Origin of the sequence: Limisphaera sp. VF-2 (assembly GCF_049537125.1) — a bacterium.
Classification (GTDB): domain Bacteria; phylum Verrucomicrobiota; class Verrucomicrobiia; order Limisphaerales; family Limisphaeraceae; genus Limisphaera.
Genome location: NZ_JBMVQY010000006.1, coordinates 1 through 20,492 on the forward strand (window position 1 = coordinate 1; position 20,492 = coordinate 20,492).

General features: G+C 62.8%; 17 protein-coding genes and 1 tRNA gene. 15 read left to right on the forward strand and 3 right to left on the reverse strand.

Features of this window, described 5'->3' with window-relative positions:
• The 14 genes from ACPDIT_RS14365 to hisA all read left to right on the forward strand — a co-directional run.
• Window positions 1–783, forward strand: a 783-nt coding sequence (locus tag ACPDIT_RS14365) for an RHS repeat domain-containing protein (protein ID WP_423444629.1), incomplete at its 5' end; no start/stop codon positions are given.
• 5 nt (window positions 784–788) lie between these two features.
• Complete coding sequence (locus ACPDIT_RS14370; protein ID WP_423444631.1) at window positions 789–1,202, forward strand: hypothetical protein; 414 nt, start codon at window positions 789–791, stop codon at window positions 1,200–1,202.
• A 253-nt stretch (window positions 1,203–1,455) separates the two neighbouring features.
• Window positions 1,456–2,946, forward strand: coding sequence for an RHS repeat domain-containing protein (locus ACPDIT_RS14375; RefSeq protein ID WP_423444633.1), 1,491 nt, complete (start codon window positions 1,456–1,458; stop codon window positions 2,944–2,946).
• Window positions 2,943–3,431: a hypothetical protein gene (locus ACPDIT_RS14380; RefSeq protein ID WP_423444635.1), complete on the forward strand. Its 489-nt coding sequence runs from the start codon at window positions 2,943–2,945 to the stop codon at window positions 3,429–3,431. The genes ACPDIT_RS14375 and ACPDIT_RS14380 overlap by 4 nt, the downstream gene beginning before the upstream one ends.
• A gap of 414 nt (window positions 3,432–3,845) precedes the next feature.
• A complete protein-coding gene (locus ACPDIT_RS14385; RefSeq protein WP_423444637.1) occupies window positions 3,846–4,697 on the forward strand; it encodes a hypothetical protein in 852 nt (283 codons plus the stop codon).
• A gap of 2,194 nt (window positions 4,698–6,891) precedes the next feature.
• Window positions 6,892–6,965 (forward strand) — tRNA-Gly (locus tag ACPDIT_RS14390).
• A 770-nt stretch (window positions 6,966–7,735) separates the two neighbouring features.
• Window positions 7,736–8,077: a divalent-cation tolerance protein CutA gene (cutA, locus tag ACPDIT_RS14395; RefSeq protein ID WP_423444639.1), complete on the forward strand. Its 342-nt coding sequence runs from the start codon at window positions 7,736–7,738 to the stop codon at window positions 8,075–8,077.
• Between the two features lie 95 nt (window positions 8,078–8,172).
• A complete protein-coding gene (locus ACPDIT_RS14400) occupies window positions 8,173–8,754 on the forward strand; it encodes a GNAT family N-acetyltransferase (protein WP_423444641.1) in 582 nt (193 codons plus the stop codon).
• A gap of 54 nt (window positions 8,755–8,808) precedes the next feature.
• Window positions 8,809–9,105, forward strand: coding sequence for a hypothetical protein (locus ACPDIT_RS14405; RefSeq protein ID WP_423444643.1), 297 nt, complete (start codon window positions 8,809–8,811; stop codon window positions 9,103–9,105).
• Between the two features lie 381 nt (window positions 9,106–9,486).
• Window positions 9,487–10,536 carry an acetyl-CoA carboxylase carboxyltransferase subunit alpha gene (locus ACPDIT_RS14410; RefSeq protein ID WP_423444645.1) on the forward strand — a complete coding sequence of 350 codons (1,050 nt, stop codon included), beginning with the start codon at window positions 9,487–9,489 and terminating at the stop codon, window positions 10,534–10,536.
• Between the two features lie 43 nt (window positions 10,537–10,579).
• Entirely contained in the window at window positions 10,580–11,572 is a 993-nt protein-coding gene (locus ACPDIT_RS14415) for a type I phosphomannose isomerase catalytic subunit (protein ID WP_423444647.1), read from the forward strand.
• Window positions 11,573–11,588: 16 nt separating this feature from the next.
• Window positions 11,589–12,014: a phage holin family protein gene (locus ACPDIT_RS14420; protein ID WP_423444763.1), complete on the forward strand. Its 426-nt coding sequence runs from the start codon at window positions 11,589–11,591 to the stop codon at window positions 12,012–12,014.
• 61 nt (window positions 12,015–12,075) lie between these two features.
• Window positions 12,076–13,659: an amino acid permease gene (locus ACPDIT_RS14425; RefSeq protein WP_423444649.1), complete on the forward strand. Its 1,584-nt coding sequence runs from the start codon at window positions 12,076–12,078 to the stop codon at window positions 13,657–13,659.
• 48 nt (window positions 13,660–13,707) lie between these two features.
• Window positions 13,708–14,541 carry a phosphoribosylformimino-5-aminoimidazole carboxamide ribotide isomerase gene (gene hisA / locus ACPDIT_RS14430; protein ID WP_423444651.1) on the forward strand — a complete coding sequence of 278 codons (834 nt, stop codon included), beginning with the start codon at window positions 13,708–13,710 and terminating at the stop codon, window positions 14,539–14,541.
• Window positions 14,542–14,828: 287 nt separating this feature from the next.
• Here the strand turns inward: hisA and ACPDIT_RS14435 are convergent, their stop codons facing one another.
• The gene (locus ACPDIT_RS14435; protein ID WP_423444653.1) at window positions 14,829–16,214 is read right to left on the reverse strand and encodes an FHA domain-containing protein; all 1,386 of its coding nucleotides are present in this window, start codon (window positions 16,212–16,214) and stop codon (window positions 14,829–14,831) included.
• Between the two features lie 536 nt (window positions 16,215–16,750).
• Here ACPDIT_RS14435 and ruvB point away from each other — a divergent pair.
• Window positions 16,751–17,770 (forward strand): Holliday junction branch migration DNA helicase RuvB, encoded by a 1,020-nt coding sequence (gene ruvB / locus ACPDIT_RS14440; protein WP_423444655.1) that lies wholly within the window; start codon window positions 16,751–16,753, stop codon window positions 17,768–17,770.
• 448 nt (window positions 17,771–18,218) lie between these two features.
• Here the strand turns inward: ruvB and ACPDIT_RS14445 are convergent, their stop codons facing one another.
• Both ACPDIT_RS14445 and ACPDIT_RS14450 read right to left on the reverse strand, forming a co-directional pair.
• Entirely contained in the window at window positions 18,219–18,755 is a 537-nt protein-coding gene (locus ACPDIT_RS14445) for a VPDSG-CTERM sorting domain-containing protein (RefSeq protein ID WP_423444657.1), read from the reverse strand.
• Between the two features lie 940 nt (window positions 18,756–19,695).
• Complete coding sequence (locus ACPDIT_RS14450) at window positions 19,696–20,373, reverse strand: VPDSG-CTERM sorting domain-containing protein (protein ID WP_423444659.1); 678 nt, start codon at window positions 20,371–20,373, stop codon at window positions 19,696–19,698.
• Window positions 20,374–20,492 lie beyond the last annotated feature (119 nt).

Here is a 20,492-nt window from a genome sequence, read left to right on the forward strand (position 1 = left end):
AACGCTACGAACCACGCGCTGGTGCGCAGCTACGTGTGGGGCCTGGACCTGAGCGAGACGCTGGATAGTGCGGGTGGTGTGCTCTGGGTGCGCGTGACGAGCGGTCCGGCGTCCGGGACGCATTTCGTCACCTACGACGGCAACGGCAACGTCTGGCAGTTGGTTTGTGCCACCACCGGTACGGAGACCGCGCGCTACGAGTACGGCCCCTTGGGCGAGCCCTTGCGCGCCACCGGCCCCGCCGCCGCCTTCAACCCCGTCCGGTTCAGTATCAAACGGATGGACCCGGGCATGGGGCTTGTACTTTATGAGTATCGTGCCTGTAGACCGGGCTTGGTGAGGTGGCTGAGCACAGACCCGTTGGGTGAACTCGGGTTTAGAACGCTACGCGGCGCAACAGAATCGGGAGAGGACGACGTCTTTGCTGACGACGGCCCAAACTTATACGCGTACGTCAGAAACGACCCGGCGATCAACTTGGACCCGCTAGGACTGGCGAGGGGCATTCCTCCTGGCCAGGGCATCAGCATCCCGCCCAGCGTTCCGCAGTCGGAAGAACTCAAACATGCTGTGAAGAGGTACAACGATGCGTGCAAATGTGGAGATGCTCCTTCGGATTTCGATTGCCACACCATTTGCGACGCGTTTTACGGCAACATTTCAACCTGGTTGGTTGCGCGATGCATGTTGAGCTGTGGAGACTGTGAGTTGGGCAAGTTCATGCGAAAGAATCCTGCAGGCGGCAAGAACCAGAAGAAACCGCAGCCGTCCAAGAAGAAATAGGTGCCATGAAAACGCTGGGACCGATGCTGAGTTGTGTAGCCGCTGTGTTGCTGTCGGTGCATGCGGCAGGGGTTTTGGAGATCACAACGAAGAAGCAAAGTTTTCCGGAGAGGAATCTGTCGGTTGAAAGAACGTATCGTGGCGGCAAGTGCATCATGTTGGAGATGACTCAGGATGGCAAGAGAACGAGAGCGTTCAGGGTCAACGGGAGGACTGTTGCGGTGGAATCCGATGAAGACCAGGACGGCTTTTATGAAACCTTTGTGGTGTTTGATCCTGAGACTGACGAGTTTGAGTGGTTCATCCGAACAACGAACCATGTTGTGCATCCAGTTGCGTCCGAAAAACTCCAAGAGCTGAAGGAAAAGAAAAGGAAGGCGGACAAAGCTTTGGCGGACCTGATCGAGCAATCTAGGTGAAAACTATAGGAACATTTCCACCTGTCCTGGCAAGCGGTAGAACGGATCTGGCAGTACTCAGGCGGCGCCGGAGTAGATTGGCCTCCGCCGTCCGTGCCACCGCCTCGCGCTGCGTCCTGCCCCAACGGAGTGCGAGAGAAATTGGTTGAATCCGCCTCCGTTCGATGTGAGTTGATTGCCAGCCATGGTGATCTTTGCCAGACAACTAACCACCCGCACGCGGAGAGGGTGTGGGAGCGGGCTCGGCGCGGCGATGAACGCGGCCCGCGTGTCAGTGAACACGAACCAAGCCTACCTGAAGCACCGCGATTTGCGGGCAGAACTGGCGATGGACAATGCGGCTAATCGCGTCTGGCTGGAAATCACGAGGGTGGCGATGGTGCGGGTTGGTTCGGGCCACTTCGGGGTGAGCAACATCACGGGCGAAAAGTTGGTCTTGGAGAGTCCCGAGCTTTTAGGCTACGAGAAGGATGGGAACCTTGTACGGCACGGGCGGTGGGTGTACCGTTGGGACGCGGAGAACCGGCGGGTGCGGGGGATGAGCTACGGCGCGAGCGATCGGGCCGGTTGGCGTCGGGTGGACTGGGCGTACGATGCATTGGGCCGGCGCACGAGGCAAACGAGCTGCGTATTGAGCAACGGGGTTTGGGTGGTGACGGATGACCTGAACTTGGTGCGCGATCCGGTCTGGTTCGGCCGGCACGTTGCAGAGTCGAGCGCCACGAACCATGCGCTGGTGCGCAGCTACGTCTGGGGTTTGGACCTGAGCGAGACGATGGACGGCGCCGGTGGCGTGGGCGGATTGTTGTGGGTGAAGCAGTACACCGGCCCTTCTGTTGGCGCGCATTTCTGCGCCTACGACGGCAACGGCAACATTAGTGCGCTGATCGCTGCGCTAGATGGAGCCGAGAGCGCCCGCTACGAATACGGTCCGTTTGGCGAGCTGATTCGCCTCACCGGCCCGATGGGTAAGGGAAACCCCTTCCGTTTCTCGACCAAGCGGACGCACGACACAACCGACCTGGTCCTGTACGAATACCGCGTTTACTCGCCCAGTACGGGGCGGTGGCTCAGCCGCGATCCCATTGCGGAAGTGGGCTTTGCACTTGTGGGGCGGCCATCTGGTGGTGTGCGCAGTGCGCGCAGTAATCTCTACCGGGGCATCGGCAATCATCCCCTGAGCGCATTTGATCGACTCGCGCTGTACGAATACGAGTGGGAAGACATTTTCACTCACGCAGAGAAGCAGGCCATCTTGAACTCAATCGCGCGGGTCAAGCAGAGGGCTTTGGCGTTGATCAAGCAGATGGACGACAACATCCGCAAGCTGTCAAAGCTGTGTCCTTGTCCTGCGTACGGGAAGCTCATCAAGAATCTCGAACACGTCAAGCGGATCCTGGAGGGCATGGTCAGTGAGATCGAAGACCCGGGCAGGAATCTGGAAATCTACCGCGCGGATTTCCCGGGAAACATTATGGCAGACTACTGGAACTCGTCCGTTCCGTGGTACGACGATACACTCACTTTGGACAACGGATGGTTCCACCAAAGCTCCGATGAGAAAGACTCGACGATGTTTCATGAAATCACGCATGGGCAGGGGACAGAGGACGAGGACTTCTCGAATCCATATAACAACGCGCACGCGCTTGAAAGCTTGATGCACATAGACAAGGAGAACTGGATACATTTCCGATCTGACAAGAGAATGGCTGACAGGCTATGCAGTCGAACGGGCTCATGAGCAGGCGTGTATGCAGGATTGTCGCGATTGCTGCGGGTGTGGTGTGCCTGGCACTCATCGTAATCGTGGTCGCGTTCCCTCCGGTGGCGACCTGCGAGTTGATGTATTTTGACGTCTCCAACGGGCGCATCAAGCGCGAGTGGAAGAACTCCCGTTGGGCGTACAAAACGACCATCGAGGAGACAGACTACTCGCGACTGCTCAAGAAGTACGGCGTGGAGGAGTTGCCAGCCGAGTGGAAGAAGGCGGCTGAGAAGCAGTTGGGGATTTGTCGATTGTCTACTCGCTACCTCTGTTACAGGTACGGCGGGGTAGCTGCAGATGCGAACCTCTTCGCGCGGGCTTTGGAGCTCACTGATATGAGCGAGACGGAAGCACGGGAGTGGATTTCCGAGTTTCGGGCACTGTTGCAAACGGGCACGCCCACCCAGGTGCGCCAGTACGTAAATGAGCTGGTCAGAGTGCTGAGCGAACGCTGGGAGTAAGCTGTTGTGGCAGTGCCGTTGCAAGGTTGGGAAAGAATCCCGGGCGACGCAACTCGCTGGCACGGTCGACAGCGCTGCGTCGGTGGGCGGTGTTGGGAACACAGGCGCCCCCCGGGGTTCTTGGCGTCCCAGGCCCGGGTCTTTCCGGAAAAAGCAGTCCTGATCCGATGTCGTTCGCCCCGTGACGGGGTCGGGACGAATTGTTTTTTTGGTTTGAGTGTGCTGCCGCGCTGCGCATCGTTGGTCGTGATGGGCGAACGATGCGGAAGGCGTGCGGGAGAGCAGATGCCGATCCCAAACGGCAGCACAGGTGCAGCCGGGTGCCGCATCGCCCGAGACGCCGCGTCTTCGCGGCAGAGTGCGGGAGAAATTTGTTAACCGACATCAGATTGAGTTTGAACTGTTCGTCAGCGCATGACGAGATCTGTCAGCCAACCTGGCAGCAAGACATTCCCTGGCTCCGTAATCATTTTGGGCGAGGCGACGAATGCGGCCAGCGTGTCGGTGAACACGAACCCGACCCATCGCAAGAGGCGTTATTTCCGGGCGGAGTTGGCGGTGGAGAATTCGGCCAATCCCGTCTGGCTGGGGATCACGAACGTGGCGGTGCTGCCGGTTGGTTCTGGCCAATACGTGGTCAGCAACATCACGGGCCAGGTGTTTGTGCCCAAGACGCCCGAGAGCTTCAGCTACGATGCGGACGGCAACCTGACCAGCGACGGGCGTTGGAACTACACCTGGGACGCAGAGAACCGGTTGGTGCGGGTGAAGAGCTACGGGGCGGCGGATCGGGCCGGTTGGCGTCGGGTGGACTGGGCGTACGATGCATTGGGCCGGCGCACGAGGCAGACGAGCTACGTATTGAGCAACGGGGTCTGGGTGGTGACGGAAGACGTGAAGTTTGTCAGCGATCCAGCGCCTTTCGGCCGACACGTGGTCGAGCTCGGCGCCACGAACCATGCGCTGGTGCGCAGCTACGTGTGGGGCCTTGACTTGAGTGGCACAATGGACGGTGCCGGTGGCGTCGGTGGTGGCCTGCTCTGGGTCCGGCTGGCCGGTGGTCTGGCTTCGGGGACGCATTTTGTGACCTGCGACGGCAACGGCAACAGTGTTTCACCGATCGCTGCGGCCGATGTGTGGGAAGCCGCCCGCTACGAATACGGTCCTTTTGGGGAGCCGATTCGTGTAACGGGTCAAACAGCTACAGAAAATGTCTTCCGTTTCAGCACCAAACGGACGGACGACACAACCGAACTGGTGCTTTAGGAATATCGCGCCTAGAGTCCCAGCCTTGGCAGGTGGCCGACGAGAAAACCCATCGCGGAACGTGGAGCCAGGAGTCTCCATGGGCTCGTTTACAACAATCCGCTGTTTTCCATTGACCGCGACGGCTTAGACGTAGCTGCTCGATTTCCAGAACTCCGACCAACCGTTCCATCTCCAGAGCATTGGGAATATTCGTTTGCAGTTACATCGTGCGGGCGTTCCACTGGATCGGGGATATGGGCTCTGCGGCCTTTCGGTCAAGAACCTGCTTTGGCAGAACGCCGGTGGCCTCCGCACAAACCCACGCGGCCCCCTTCCGTTTCCGGGATTCAACGTTGTACGCGCGACATTAACAAAGAGGGGGGGCACGTGCTGGGACCGCTGCATTCTTGAGATTGCGAATCGTTTCTCTGGGCATGTTTACTTGGATTATGGATACGACGCACACGGCAAGCGGCGGGGCATCGGGTGCAATGACCCAAATGCGAAGGCTGGGGCAAAGGCACGTTTAGAAGAAGATACCCACCGAGATGGCGCAATACATGCTGGAAAGGTGGCTTGGAGCTTCAACATGGCGCTGCAAAGGGTAAAAAGGTGGCAGATGCGACCGATAACGAAATGTGGCAGTGTCTTCAGGAGGCTCCGCTCGAAAAGGATTACCATGGGTACTGTTATAACGGCAGGCATTGGGCTCGGAGTGCGCCAAGACGCTGCGGTCTCTTGTGCACTGCTTTCGGATGAAAGACGCACCGTGGTGTCGAACGGGGAAGCAGTGGGTATGGCGTCTGCTGGTTGGGACTGGTACATGCGGGGTTGTAGTGTTCCCGAGAGTTTGTGACCTGGCGTTGAAGCGGGCTACCACCGTCGGCCGCCACGCGGGGAGCCTCGAGAAGCCGGCGATGCACTTGGAGCGGCACGTAGCGCTGCGAATGGCCCGGCAAGCATTAGAAAAGCAGGGTTGTGATCCGCATCATGGGATACCTGTTGAAGATGGCCGAACCAAAGCTCCAGATGGGCGTCCCGACGTGTATGTGGTCAGAAATGCGGATACCGCAAACTGGGGCACTATTTGGTTTCGCAACGAGAGTGAGCAGAGAAGTCTTTGCGTTAATGTGAGCCTTGAGGGCCGCACAATCGCGTGTTTGATACCCGGGTCGCTATAGGCTGGGCGTTTTCAAACTAGAGCAGATCGATTCCAGGTGGGTCGCGCGTCGTGGAGTGCGACAACCATCCAACACAGCGAAAGCGGCCCGGCAGCCGGATCCAGCTGAAGAGTCCTTGCGCGCGCTTCGGAATTCTCCGACCCGCGTCGATCGCCCGGCCGATTTGTCGTGCGCCCGTGCAACTCCGACACCTTGCGCGCTCTGCTTGCGGGCCGCGTCTGGCGCAATCCACCGCGGCTGACTCCCCAGCACGGAATTCCTTCGATGCTGCGCCTTGGTCGCCGGCACTGTTTTGACCCCCAGCCCGGCAGGTAGTGCTGGATGGGGCTGCCGCGGCGCCACCACCGGGTCCGGTTCCGCAAGTGGACCCTGGACCGCAGAGTCCACATTGTAAACCTTCACGGCTCTCACTCTGCCAGTGCGCCCGGAATCACACCCGAACCTCCTGACGCCGGACCTTTCGATTCGGTACGCCCTCCGGATCCGTGGTGGTGCGGCCGAAATCCCGCTTCATCCAAGCGGGGCGAATGCTGATTGTCTGCCCGTCCGAGGTGCTGGCGAGGGCGGATGAATTGACGTCCCCGCCTCACGCGATGTTGGGGGCGCCATGGACCGATGCTTTCGTCCGCGATCGGGTCGTCCGGTTTTGATCGGGCCGCTCGCGGGGGCTGGTTCATCTGCGCCCCGTTGGGCCAAACCGGCGGCGCGCCATGGGCGGGACACTTTCCGGCCCCCGGAGTTTTGTGGGAATGGAAAACGCAGAAGCTGCTTCGGAGGATGGCCGCCCGGCGCCTTGACGGTGGCAGTGCCGCCGGCGCTGTAGATGCGCCGTCCGGCGCGTTTCAGGTTTTGGTCAGGGCTGACAGCTCGCGGGGTTTCGGGCGTCCCCGGCGCATGAAAGCCGAGCGAGAGAGGCACCATCGTGGGATTCGCGAATGCCGGGCTCGGAAACGGAAGTGCACCGTTCCGAACCCTGCATGAAAGGGTCTTGCCCGCCGGACTGGCGTGTGGTATAAGAGGTCCCGGAGCTTGCGGGTGTGGTTCAATGGTAGAACGCGGGCTTCCCAAGCCTGAGACGAGGGTTCGATTCCCTTCACCCGCTCCAATTTTTTTGTCCCCGTAGGTTCGCCTCCCGGATGTCCCAGGCTGACCGAAAGTGGATTGCCTCCCTGGCTTCAGCGGCACGGGCCCGGATGGATTCGCCGTGGCGATCCGGCAGGAGCGGATGCCGGGGGTCGTGCCTGATGGAGGAACGTGCAGGCCCCGGCCGGCAAACAGCTGCGGTGCGGCGACCGTTCTTCGTGGTTCTCGTCTGGAGGGGAAGCACAGTCCGATGGTCCCAGGGCTCCTGCCGGTTTGCGCGGCCGTCTGGCGGGCGCTGTCGTGGGGCGCGAATCGCGGGTGCAGGCGCTTTTCGCGGGAAAAGCTCCTCGGGACGACGACGCGGTTGGGGAAGGGGATCGCGGCGTCCGGGGCCCTATGGGCGATCGCTGCATCCCAGAGGTGGGTTTACGAAGGGCCGCTGCCCGGCGGGGGGCCACAAGACGCAAGGGCGTACCCCCGGGACTGAACTTCGAGATGATTCACTGCGCGCCGAGATGTGTTTGATCCTTTCCTGTGGGTGACGCGGTCGTTTCATGAGGCGATGCCCGCGATGCGGGACGGATGATGCGGGTGCGCGGAAGGATTGGTCTGAAGCGCCTCGCACGGGGAATGCGGAGGGATGGCGCAACGGGGCCGGACGGAGAAGTTGCGCGGCCGGAATGGCAATGGCAGCATGGCGATGCTCGGCGAGCGCGGCGGTTGCGGGGGCCGACCGGTGGAGTGCTCGGGGGAAGGGATCGCGGCGCTGCGGAGCAGCGATGGGAGGCGAGGATGCAAGCGACCCGGAATGTCGTGGTGGTGCTGATCACGGTGCCGGACATGCAGACGGCCCGACGTCTGGCGGCGTTGGCGGTGGAGGCCCGGCTGGCGGCGTGCGTGAGCCTAGCGCCGGCGATCGAGTCCCTTTACTGGTGGGAGGGGCAACTGCAACGAAGCGATGAGGTTTTGATGATTTGCAAGACGGTGCGCAAACGTCTGGGCCAGCTGGAAGAGCTCATTCGGAAGGAGCATCCCTACGAAACGCCGGAGTTCCTCGTGTGCCCGGTGAATGCTGGCATGGAGGGCTACCTCCAATGGGTGCAGGCGGAGTGCCGGTCGGGAGAGAACGCTTGAGGGACGCCCCGGTGCACGCGGGCGCGGTGCTTGCAGGGAACTTGCGCGGGTCATCACAGGGATTCATACTGGGGCAAAAGAACGGGCCAACGACCATGTCACTGGAACTGGAACTTCAGAAATTCCCGAAAACGATCACGTTGAGAGACGGCACGGAGGTGGTGCTGCGGCCGTTGCAGAGCACTGACGAGCCGGCCTTTCACGAGTTCTTTCTGGCTGTACCGGAGCATGAGCGCATGTTCATCAAGCACCGGGTGACGGATCGAGCCGTGATCCGCAACTGGTGTCAGAACATCGATTACGGCAGGAACTTTCCGTTGCTTGCCCTGGCGGGCAGTCGGATCGTCGGGGATGCCACGTTGCATCAGCAGTTGGGCGGATGGAAGCGGCATGTGGGCCGGGTGAGCGTGCTGGTGCATCCGCGGTTCCGTGGGCGCGGTTTGGCGCGGGCCCTGGTGTCGGAGATCGTCGAGGTGGCACGGAATCTGGGGTTGGAAAAGGTGGAAGCGGAATTCATCGGGGAGCAGGAGGCGGCCATGAAGCTCTTCGCGCTCCTGGGCTTCACGCATTTGGTGCGCATCCCCGACCACGTGAAGGACATGCAGGGGATCAAGCACGATTACATCCTGATGGAGCTGGTGCTGCGGACGGACGAGGAGTACGCGGGGGCCGGCTGAGGTCGGGCATTCCCCACCTGCTGTCCCGGCTGCAGGACTCGAAGGAGCGTGTGAATGGCCCCGCCGGTTTGTCCTTGTTGCGGGTGCCGGTTATCCCCCGAAGCCCGGGTTTGTCCGGAATGCGGCGCGGATGAGCAAACCGGCTGGACGCAGGCGTGGACGGGTGAGGCGCCGGGGGAGGAGCCGTTCGACTACGACGAATACGTTCGGCGGGAGTTTGGCACGCAGGCACCGGGATGGGATCGACTTCGCCCGGCGGGCGTACGATGGCTCTGGTGGTTCGTGGGAGTGGGGTTGCTGACCTTGATCCTGTTGGGCTGGTTGCTTGACTTTTTCGGTTCGCTCCGGTGACCGGCGGCGGAGATCCTGCGAACCCGTCCACGTGCCGACGGGGCATGCAATCTGCCAACCCGGGGCAACGCCCCGCGGATTCAGCCCGCAGGACCCGCCGTGGCCTGAAAGGCACGACTCCACGACCCCATTGCGAATCGCAGGCAATGCCCGGGCCGGGTTCTGCCCTTTCAGGGCGCGATCCGCTGGGGCGTTTCGGTGCCCAGGGCATTACCCTGGGTTGGTGAATTCCGTCCCGATGGAGCGGACAAGCGACTTGCCGCGGGCACTTCCCCCGGATCTTGGAGGCCGGTCCTCGATGACGCAAATGCGCCGGACAGCAGGCTCAGGGGTGTTTCTGCGTTGCCACAGGGTGCAAGCGGTCCTAGTGTTGGGGAGTCCATGAAACATTATCTGGACTTCGAGAAACCTGTTCTGGAGTTGCAGGCCAAACTGGAGGAGCTGCGTCGGCACGCCGAAGCGCACGGGATGAACGTGGGCTTCGAGGAAGAGATCCGCCGCATGGAGGAGAAGCTGGCGGAGACACGCCGGCAGGTGTTCGCCAATTTGACGCCCTGGCAACGGGTGCAACTGGCGCGGCATCCGAAGCGCCCGTACATGCTGGATTACGTGCGGCTGGCGTTCACGGACTTCGAGGAACTGCACGGGGACAGGCTGTTTGCGGACGATCGCGCGGTGGTGGGCGGGTTTGCGCGGCTGGACGGCCAGCCGTTGATGGTGATCGGAACGCAGAAGGGTCGGGACACGAAGGAGAACATCCTGCGGAATTTTGGGTCCGCCCATCCGGAGGGCTACCGAAAGGCGTTGCGGCTGATGCGACTGGCCGACAAGTTCAAGTTGCCGATTGTGACGCTGATCGACACGGCCGGGGCGTATCCGGGCATTGGAGCGGAGGAGCGTCACATTGCCGAGGCGATTGCGGTCAATTTGCGGGAGATGATGTTATTGGAGGTACCGATTGTCGCGGTGATCATCGGGGAGGGTGGTTCGGGAGGGGCGCTGGGAATCGGAGTGGCGGATCGGGTCCTGATCATGGAAAACGCCTATTACTCGGTGATCAGTCCGGAGGGTTGCGCCGCGATTTTGTGGAAGGACCGGTCGGCGGCTCCGGCTGCCGCGGCGGCGTTGAAGATGGTTGCGTCGGATTTGTTGGCGCTGGGTTTGGTGGACGAGGTGATTCCGGAGCCACTGGGCGGGGCGCACAACGACCCTGCGGCTGCGGCGGCGGCGCTGAAGCAGTCCGTGTTGAAGCACCTGGCAGAACTGCAGAAGCTGTCGGGCGAGGAACGCCGGCGACAACGCTACGCCAAGTTCCGGGCTTACGGACGGTTCACCCAGCAACCCTCGCGGTTGACGGCTCCGGTGGAGACCGCGCCGGCGGTCGGGGCCGCGGAAACGCAGGTCGCCGGTTCGGGCGCTCCCGCGTCTTGACTTCGTTGGCCCTGCTTTCAGGGCAAGGACAGCGTCTCAGCGGATGTTTTATCCACTGGTTTTCGAGCCGCGATTCAAGGAGCGGGTCTGGGGCGGACGCCGTCTGGAGACGCTTTATGGCAAGCGGTTGCTGTCGGGCCGGCCGGTTGGAGAATCCTGGGAGATCACCGACCGACCGGAGGACGTGAGTGTGATTGCGAACGGCTCCTGGGCGGGGCGCGACTTGCGGTGGTTGATGGAGGCGCACCGGGAGGCGTTGCTGGGGAACCTCGCGCCGGCGGCAGGGGACCGGTTTCCGTGGCTTGTCAAGATCCTGGACGCGCGGGAATTGCTGTCGGTGCAGGTGCATCCGCCGGCAGAAGTGGCGCGGCGGCTGGGGGGCGAGCCCAAAACCGAGCTGTGGTACATCACCGAGGCCGAGCGCGGAGCCGAAATCTACACCGGGCTGCGGCGGGGTGTGACGCGGGAAGAGTTCGAACGGCGGCTGCGAGAAGGCACCGTGGCGGATTGCATTCACCGGTTTGCGGTGCGCGCCGGCGATGCCGTGTTTCTGCCCAGCGGCCGGATCCATGCTTTGGGTGCGGGGCTGGTGCTTTTTGAGATTCAGCAGAACTCTGACACGACCTATCGCGTTTATGACTGGGGACGCCGCGGGTTGGACGGCCGGCCCCGTCCGTTGCACGTGCCGGAGGCGTTGGCGAGTGTGGACTTTCAGGATTTCGAGCCGGGACCGTTGCCCGAGCGCTGGGAGGCGCGGGACGGAGGCCGGCGCCGCCCGCTCGTCGAGCACGAGTTGTTTTGTGTGGAGGTGTGGCGCTGGAACAGAAGCACGCAGCTGGAATGGGGCGGAGGGGGTTGTCGCGTGCTGGGGTGTGTTGCAGGCCGGTTGGTGCTGGAAGGCGGCAACGAGGCGGTGGACCTGCGTCCCGGGAGGTTTTGTTTGTTGCCGGCGGCGCTCGAGTCCGTGAGATTGGCGGTGGACAGCGCAGCCGAGGTGTTGGTGGTTTTGCCCGGGGTGCCAGGGAAAGGAGCCTGAGGCCCCTCGGCCCGTGATGAAACGATTTCTGCAGAACTGGTTGATCGGGACGTGCGCCGTGCTGGTGGCGGTTTACGTGGTGCCGGGGGTGCACTATGAAAAGCCGTTGGATGTGCTGGTGGCGTCCTTGTTACTGGGGATTCTGAACGCGTTCGTGCGGCCGGTTCTGCTGGTGTTGACCCTGCCGCTGGTGCTGGTGACCCTGGGATTGTTTGTGTTGGTGATCAACGGGCTCTTGCTGTGGTTGGTGAGCTGGCTGATGCGGCCGCATTTTTACGTGGAGGATTTCTGGGCGGCGTTTTGGGGCGCGCTGGTCATAAGCGTGGTGAGCGCGTTGCTGGGGCGGGTGGCGGGTGTGCACAAGACTTCTTCGCCGGGTGCGGTCGATCGGCCTCCGCCCTCCGGGCCACGGGGCGGGCGCGGGCCCGTGATCGATATTTGAGCATCGCCAGCCGGGGCGGGACGCACGGTCCGAGCACGAGACGACGCCAACAAGATCCGACATGGGCTGGTCTCAATTATGGCAGCGCAAGCCGGTGGAAGCCCTGGCGGAGGAGGCGATTCCCGAGGCATTGCGGCTGCGCCGCGCGCTGGGGGCACCGCAGTTGGTGTTTCTGGGCGTGGGCGCGATTGTGGGTGCGGGGATTTTTTCGACGGCGGGCACGGCCGCGGCCGGAGGGGAACATCATGTGGGGGCGGGTCCGGCTCTGGTCGTTTCCTTTTTGCTGGTGGCGGTGGCCTGCGGGCTGGCCGGGCTGTGTTACGCGGAACTGGCGGCGCTGGCACCGGTCTCGGGTTCGGCTTACACGTATGCCTATGCCACACTGGGCGAGCTGGCGGCCTGGATCATTGGCTGGGACCTGATCCTGGAATACGCGATTGGGAACGTGGCGGTGGCCATCAGTTGGTCGGATTATTTTCAGAGTCTGCTGGCGGGCCTGGGCTGGGAGTGGCCGGCGTGGCTGGGTACGGACTATCGCTCGGCGGCTGCCGCGGCCCGGGAACTTGCCGACTGGATTGCGCAGGGCAAGGATGTGTCGGCCCTGCCGCTGCCCACGCAGCACAAGGCGGCCGCTCTGGCGGAGGCGCCGCGTTGGTGGGGGATTCCCGTGGTGTTCAACCTGCCGGCGGTGCTCATTGTGGCGTTGATCACCTGGGTGCTTGTGCGGGGCATTCGCGAAAGCTCGGCATTCAACACGGGCATGGTGCTGGTCAAGCTGGCGGTGCTTGGCTTGTTCCTGGCAGTGGGGGCGTGGCATGTGGACCCCGACAACTGGACGCCGTTCATGCCCAACGGTTGGACCGGCGTGGGCCACGCAGCGGCGATCGTGTTCTTCGCCTATATCGGCTTCGACGCCGTGTCCACGGCAGCCGAGGAAACACGCGAACCGCAACGCAACCTGCCGAAGGGCATTCTCGGCAGTCTGTTGGTGTGCACGCTGCTTTATGTGGCGGTGGGATTGGTGTTGACCGGCATGGTGCGATGGGATCGGCTGAGTCATGTGGCAGATCCCCTCGCCATGGCCTTCGAGGAACGGGGCGTCGCCTGGGCGCGCGGAGTGATGGCCCTGGGGGCGGTGGTGGCCACGGCCTCCGTGCTCCTGGTCTTTCAGCTGGGACAACCGCGCATCTTTTTCTGCATGGCGCGGGACGGGCTGTTGCCGCCGTGGGCGGCGCGGGTGCATCCGCGGTATCGGACACCGCATGTGACGACGGTGCTGACGGGCGCGGCCGTGGCCGGCGTGGCGGCGGTCACGCACATCGACGAGATGGTGGAACTCTGCAACATCGGCACACTGTTCGCGTTTGTGGTGGTGGCGCTGGGGGTGCTGGTGTTGCGCTGCCTGGAACCGGAACGGCCGCGACCGTTTCGAACGCCGTGGGTGCCGTGGGTGCCGCTGGGGGCCCTCGGGACGTGCCTGTGGTTGATGCTCCAGTTACCGGCGCGGACGTGGGTACGGTTTGGACTGTGGCTGGCGGTCGGTTTGCTGATTTACCTGGCTTATGGACGGCATCGGAGCCGTTGGCGCGCGGCCGTTGCGGCAGAGTCGGCGGCCGTGCCCCGGCTGGAACGCGGGCCGAGATAGACCGCGGAGCTGCGTTGTCTCACCGCCCGGAAACGGTAAGCTGAGGGCATGTTTCGTCCCTGCATCGACCTGCACGAAGGCCGGGTGAAGCAGATCGTGGGCGGCACCCTTGACGAGTCGGCGCCGGAACGATTGCAGACGCGATTTGTCTCGGACCGGCCGGCGGCGTGGTATGCGGCGTTGTACCGCCAGGACGGATTGACCGGGGGACATGTGATCATGTTGGGACCGGGCAACGAAGCGGAGGCGCGCTCGGCCTTGGCGGCCTACCCGGGGGGCCTGCAGATTGGCGGCGGCATTCACCTGGACAACGCGACCGCGTGGCTGGATGCCGGGGCTTCGCACGTCATTGTGACCAGCTGGTTGTTTCGGGAAGGGCGCCTGGATTGGGAGCGGCTGCGGGCGTTGGCGCGCAAGGTGGGCCGCTCCCGGTTGGTGATCGACTTGAGCTGCCGCCGGCGCGGTCCGGATTACGTGGTGGTGGTGAACCGTTGGCAAACGTTCACCGACGTGGCGTTGTCGCCGGAGGTTTTCGGGAGGCTCGGCGAGTTCTGTGCGGAATTCCTGGTGCATGCGGTGGACGTGGAAGGGCAGTGTGCGGGGGTGGACCTGGAACTGGTCGAAAAGCTGGCCCTGTGGTCGCCGCGGCCCGTGACCTATGCCGGCGGGGCACGTTCCCTGGAAGATTTGGAGACGGTGACGCGGGTGGGGCAGGGGCGTGTGGACCTGACGATCGGGTCGGCGCTGGACATTTTTGGAGGCACCGGGGTGCGCTATGCCGATTGCGTGGCGTTCAATCGCCGGTGGCAGATGGCCGGCGCCACGCGCCCTGCGGCTCTGAGGGACGCCCCCGCCGCGGGCAAACAGGACAATGAAACCTGATCGTCGCGCCAGGGCCCGGCAAGCGTCTGAACGTTCCTTCCTGCGGCGGCAGTTCGTTCCGAGCCGGCCAGCCGGAGCCGCTTCCGCCTGGTCGCCGTGCGGAAAACTGTCGGTGAAAACTGCCTCATCCCGGCTGTGCCCGACCTTCTACGGTCATTTCGGCATTTCGCGCGTGGGAATTCGCGACGCGATCCACGGGACTGGAGGGGCCGGGCTTTGGAATGCGCCGGAGTTTTCAGGGCCTCGGGCTGGGCGTCTTGCTGCCGATGCGTTCGGCGACCGGACCTTCAGCCGACTACCCAGCGCAGGTCCTCTTGCCTGAACCGATACAAAAGCCCCAGGACGCGTCCGGCACACAGCAACGCATAGAGCAGTACGAAGTCCTGCAGAAGAAGCGCGAGCACTCCCACGGGGACCAGCCCCACCAGTGCCATCACTGCCCAAGCCACCCCGGCCAAACTCGCCAGCCACAGCACACAAGCGAGGTACAGCGGTCCGGCCCGCACGATCGAGCGCACCACGACTCGGGGATCGAGGGCGCGGATCGTCTTGAAAAAACTCAGGGTCAGCAAACCCATCGGAAGGTAAAAAGCCGTCCATGCCCAGGCCACGATCCAAATCCACCGCGGCCAGGAGGCTGCGGTTTCTCCAAGCACAGACAGCACCAGGGCCGGCATGGCGAAGACCAGCAGGCAAAGGAATTGCCAAAGCGGTGTCCCCAGGTCCTCGGCAAGATTGCCGATGTCGGGCAAATCCGGCATGCGGTCACTTCCCAAAGCGGTCTGGCGAATGACCGATTGCAGAAACGAAAAGGTCATCCCCACCCAGACGAGTGTCAGGAAGACGTAAATCAACCCCCCGATGATGGGAACGATTCCGGAGAAGGCCGATGCGATTTGGAGAAGCCAGAGCAGGATCGCACCGGCGGCCAAGACGGCCAGGCCTTCGACACTGGCCGGATACGAGAAGGTCTGCCACCAGGCGCGCAGCCACTCGGGTCCGTGGGGCGCGGACACCGGGACGGGGCCGGGCACGGGAAGGCACGCCACCCGGCAGACGGGACACCAGGCGGTGGCCGTGGCCCCGGCGTCCGAAATGCCCACACACACGTCACAGTAGCAACTCCGGCAGCGGGGACACGAGTATTGGGCCGGCACCGACGGGTGTTGCGCGCACACGGCTTGCGTGGCGGTGGCCGGGGCGGACACGGGCGGCGGCAACGGAGGAGCGGCGGCACTGTCCTTGTTCGGCGCAGATGCAGGCGGGGACTCGGGGATGTCCGGAGCAGCGGCTTGCGCCGCGGCGGGCCGGGGGTCGGCGGTGCGGAGTCGCAGCTTGACCCGGGCACGGGCTCCCCACAGGAAGCGGAAGGTGACGGTGCCCACCGTGATGCGGTCGCCATCCCGTAGGGCGGCGGCTTGAATCTGCCGGTCGTTCAGCCAAGTGCCCTGGGTGGAATTGAGGTCAATGAGCGTACAGGCTTGGTCCCCGACGACGATCTCGCAATGGCGGGCAGAAACGCCCGGAGCATCGAGGCAAATGTCGTTTGCGGGGTCTGAACCGATTCGATTGATCCCGGGTCGCAAGAGCCAGATCCGGGGAGTCCCGGAGGGCTGTGGCAGTTCCAGGCGCGGGAGACCTCCCCCGTGGAAGCTCAGCCCGTGAAGATCCATGGCCGGCTTTTAGTGGATCGGCTTGTCGAAGGCAAGCGGGAGAAGACTCGAGAGGACCGGCGCGCCTGTTTTGCGGAGGCTGGGATGCAAGGGGCTGACCCGGCAGGAGCGGCAATGCGAATGCTTCCGGTCTTGGTGCGGGAGGAAAGCGCCCGGGCAGAGGCATGCCTTGCCGGTGCGGTTCGAGAGAGTCTCCTGGCCGGCACTGTGTGGTGTGGCGCGGGAAACCGTTCGGGTCGGGTCAGACTGGCTCGTGCAAGGGTTCCGGAGAAGACCGAGGTTCACAGGGCCCGGTCGTGGGGCTGGCTGGATTTGTGTGCTTCCAACCTTGGCCTTGGAAGGCCTGCCCGGCTCACCGAATCAGCCGCACTTGCCTGTGGTCATCCAGTAAGCCGGAGCTGCCCAGGTCGGCTGGCGGGCCGTCGGCGTGGCAGCTCGGACTTCGTTTGTCTTGGGATTCCGACACCCTCATGGCCGGCGGAGGGAGGCGGTTTTCGCCCTTGTTTGGTTGGATGGGTTGATTCATGTTGCCGGGCATGCCCGAGCGGTTGATTTCCGACGTGCTGAACAAGCCTGACGCGGCGCTGGAACAGACGCTGCGGCCGTCGCTGTTTGCCGAGTTTGTCGGGCAATCGCGGGTCAAGGAGCGGCTGGAGATCACGGTCGCTGCGGCCCGGCAGCGCGGCGAGGCCATGGATCACATTCTGTTGAGCGGCCCGCCCGGCCTGGGCAAAACGACGCTGGCCCACATTCTGGCGCGGGCCATGAACGCCAACATCCGGTGTACGAGCGGGCCGGCGATCGAAAAGGCGGGCGATTTGGCGGGGCTGTTGACGAACTTGGAGCCGGGGGATGTGTTGTTCATCGACGAGATTCACCGGCTGCAGAAGACCATCGAGGAGTACCTCTACCCGGCCATGGAGGATTTCAAGCTGGACATCATCATCGATCAGGGCCCGAACGCGCGCAGTGTGAGGATCAATCTGCCGCGGTTTACCCTGATCGGGGCCACGACGCGCAGCGGGCTGTTGACTTCTCCCTTGTTGACGCGGTTTCCGATTCGCGAGCGGCTCGATTACTACACCGCCGAGGACCTGCAGCGGATCGTGGTGCGGTCGGCGCGGATTCTGCAGGTGGCCATCGATTCGGAGGCTGCCCTGGAGATTGCACGGCGCAGCCGGGGCACCCCGCGCATTGCCAACAACCTGTTGCGTCGGGTCCGCGACTATGCCCAGGTCAAGGGCGACGGCAGGATTACCCGCGAGGTGGCGGCCCGGGCTCTGGCAATTCTGGAGATCGACGAGGACGGGCTGGACGAGATGGACAAGCGGATTTTGGAGACCGTGCTGGTCAAGTTCGGCGGCGGGCCGGTGGGGATCAATTCGCTGGCGGTGGCGGTGGGGGAGGAACCCGACACGATCGAGGAGGTGTACGAACCCTACCTGATTTTGGAGGGCTATTTGAAGCGGACGCCGCAGGGTCGGGTGGCCACGGAGCGCAGCTACCGCAAGCTCGGCCTCAAGCCGGCCACGGGGGCTCAGCCGACGCTTTTCTGAGCAACTTGGCTGGGCGCTGCACAACGCTTTTCGTCGAGGCACCGGCCTCTGAAATCAACGAATTGCGCCGGTGATTCGCTGGAAAAGGGGCTCTTTCTCGACCCCTCTCGGGCATGGTCTGCTGCGCAGGCTCGGGGCGTTGTCGGGGGCTTCGAAGACGCGGTGGTCGAGAAATGCGCCCCTGTGCTTCAACCGCCTGGCAGGGTGGTTTTTCGGAGACGTGGCCTCTTTCGAGAGCGGCCATGGTGCGGCGGGATCTCCTTTGTTGCGGCTGCCTCTTTAACCGAGGACTCAGGGATGTGGGGAGGGGAGGGAAAAACACAGGGGCAGTCGCCTTTTGGTGACCGCCCCTCCGTTGACTCCAAGACCTTGGCTGAGCTTCGAAGTGGACCTGTTGCCAACCGATGGGAATGTTTCCAATCCCTCTCCGCCCGGTGAAGCTTGCGGTTCAGAGTCGCCGCTGCCGGGCGTATCCGGCCAGGGCCAACAAACCGATTCCGAGCAGGGCCAGCGTACCCCCGCCGTCCGGAACCCGAACCGGATTCCAGAGCCGATAGCCGGAGAGGCCATTTCGGCCATTTTGGCCAGGCGCCGTCAGTGTAAAGGAGGTAGTCGTCCCCCCCAGGTACCATGCTTGGGTATGGTCTGCCGTTTGACCCTGTCCCCAATGCGCGGTGAGGTAAAGGTAACCCAACACGTTGATTGTAAGGCTGGTGGGGGATCCCGGCGTTGTGACGTCTACCGCAGGGCCGTTCGCCACAGCAGGCAGGTCGGGGTCGTTGGCATTGTTGTACCCGTTGACCAAATCTTGGAGCCAATTCCTAACGGTTCCATCACCTTGGTTATTCGGCTCGCTCTGCACGCCTGAGGGTGGCGGGTCATCCAACCGAATGGGCAGCGCCTGCGTCGCAGCGGCCGCGCACAGCAAGGCGCCCAGGAGGATTGCGACTCCCGGCGGGCGACTCTGATGGGTGGTTGTTCTCATGTATTTCATGCTTTCGCTTGCTTTTCGGCTTGTTCCAAAACCTTTGGCCCCAACTACACGTAGCATCTTTCATGCCTGATTCTGGCGCACTAAAGCTGGAAACCGCTACTCCATTGTTGCGCAAGCGCTTGGCAATATGTGAAAGAAAAAAGGAGCGCCGAGGCGGTTGCCAGAATCCGAAAACGCGTAAGCTTTTCCAGAAACGAGCCCTTGTTTTGTCGGAGAACTATACAGTTTTGGGGCTCGCGGGCTTCATTGGTCGGTCTCGAACCCGCACGCAAAAGGCGGAATCGCCGTGAACTCCTCGGTCTGGACCTGAGCGTTGGGGCCAAAGCCCCACGCTGTCGAATGCTCACTGGCTCCTAAAGGCGATTGGGAACGACCTTTCGGGGGGCGTGGCAACCGCTTGGAATCGTGTACTGACCACCGCTTGGAGGGGGCGTGAACCTGGCCGGGAATGGGCGTCGTTGGAGGCGAGCGGCGGGGATGGGTGCTTTGTTGGCCCGGCTGGATGGAGGTTGAGAATCGTTCTTCGTCCAAGGACAGTGCTTCCCAATGAAGGACTTGTGCGGGTGCTACGGGGAACAGGGGGCCTTACTTCCGCACCCTTTTTGGGGCACGGCCTGCGTGGGACGGGGAGCTGTTGGCAGGCCGTGGAGAAGCGTTGCTGTTCAGAACCGGCCTTTAGTGCCTCAACCGCTTGGCCGTGCACTTTCCAGAGGCGTGGTCCTTTTTGTCCAACGCTTGGGACGCCGCGGCCCCGCCCTTGTATCGAACTTCTGCCGTTCGGCGGATGAGGGTATGCGATCGGGCCGCAAAAAGCGAATGGGGCGGCCGCCTTCTGGTGACCGCCCCTCCGCGAATCCAAGGAACTTTCGCTGCGCTTCGAGACGTGCGCGGTGCCGACGGATCAAAAGGCCCAAGGTTCTCTTCCCCTCCGCTATGGCGTTCGGTATCGGCGTTGACGCGCATGACCGGCCAACACCAGTAGTCCGAGCCCCAGCAGCGCGACTGTGGCTCCAACATCTGGGATTCGATTCGCCCCCCACTCGCGATAACCGCTCAGGCCAAAGTGCTTGATTACCACTTCACTCTTCTTACCCTGGGTGTTGGTTGTCACATAGTCGGGGGCTGTGAGGGTAAAGGACGTGAGGCTTCCACCCAAGTACCACGCTTGGCTATGATCGTTGTTAGGATCCTCTTGCGGTCCGCCCCAATGAACCGTCAGGTACATCGTCCCGGTGACCTGTATTGTTAAAGTGGTCACATCTTTGCTCTGTTCCTCGTGCTCATCGATCGGAGGGCTATCAGGGTCCGGAAGATCGGGGTCGTTCAGGATGTTGTACGCGGCAACCAGGTCTTTAAGCCAAGCGTACACTACGTTTTCGCCCTGATTTGGCGGGTTACCCGGGACGCTCGTGCTCGGGTGTATATACGGAGCGGTATCCAGCCTGATGGGAACTGCTCGGAGGTTCAGTCCCGCGCATAGCAGTGCGCCCATGACTATGGCGAGGCCCGTCACTCGACTCGCACGTACCGCGATACGCACAGGATGGGTTTTCATATGATTGACCTCTTGTTTCTTGGGCTTGTCTAGGTTCAGAAAAGCATATTCCATGCCTGTTGCCCCCGGAATTTCCGGCCTCCGCAAATGCGGCTGAGAATGAGACACTTGTGGCTTTTGACCAAGCTGCCGGCACGCGGGGCCGGTGCTCCGAAGCGCCAAAACTGTAAAGT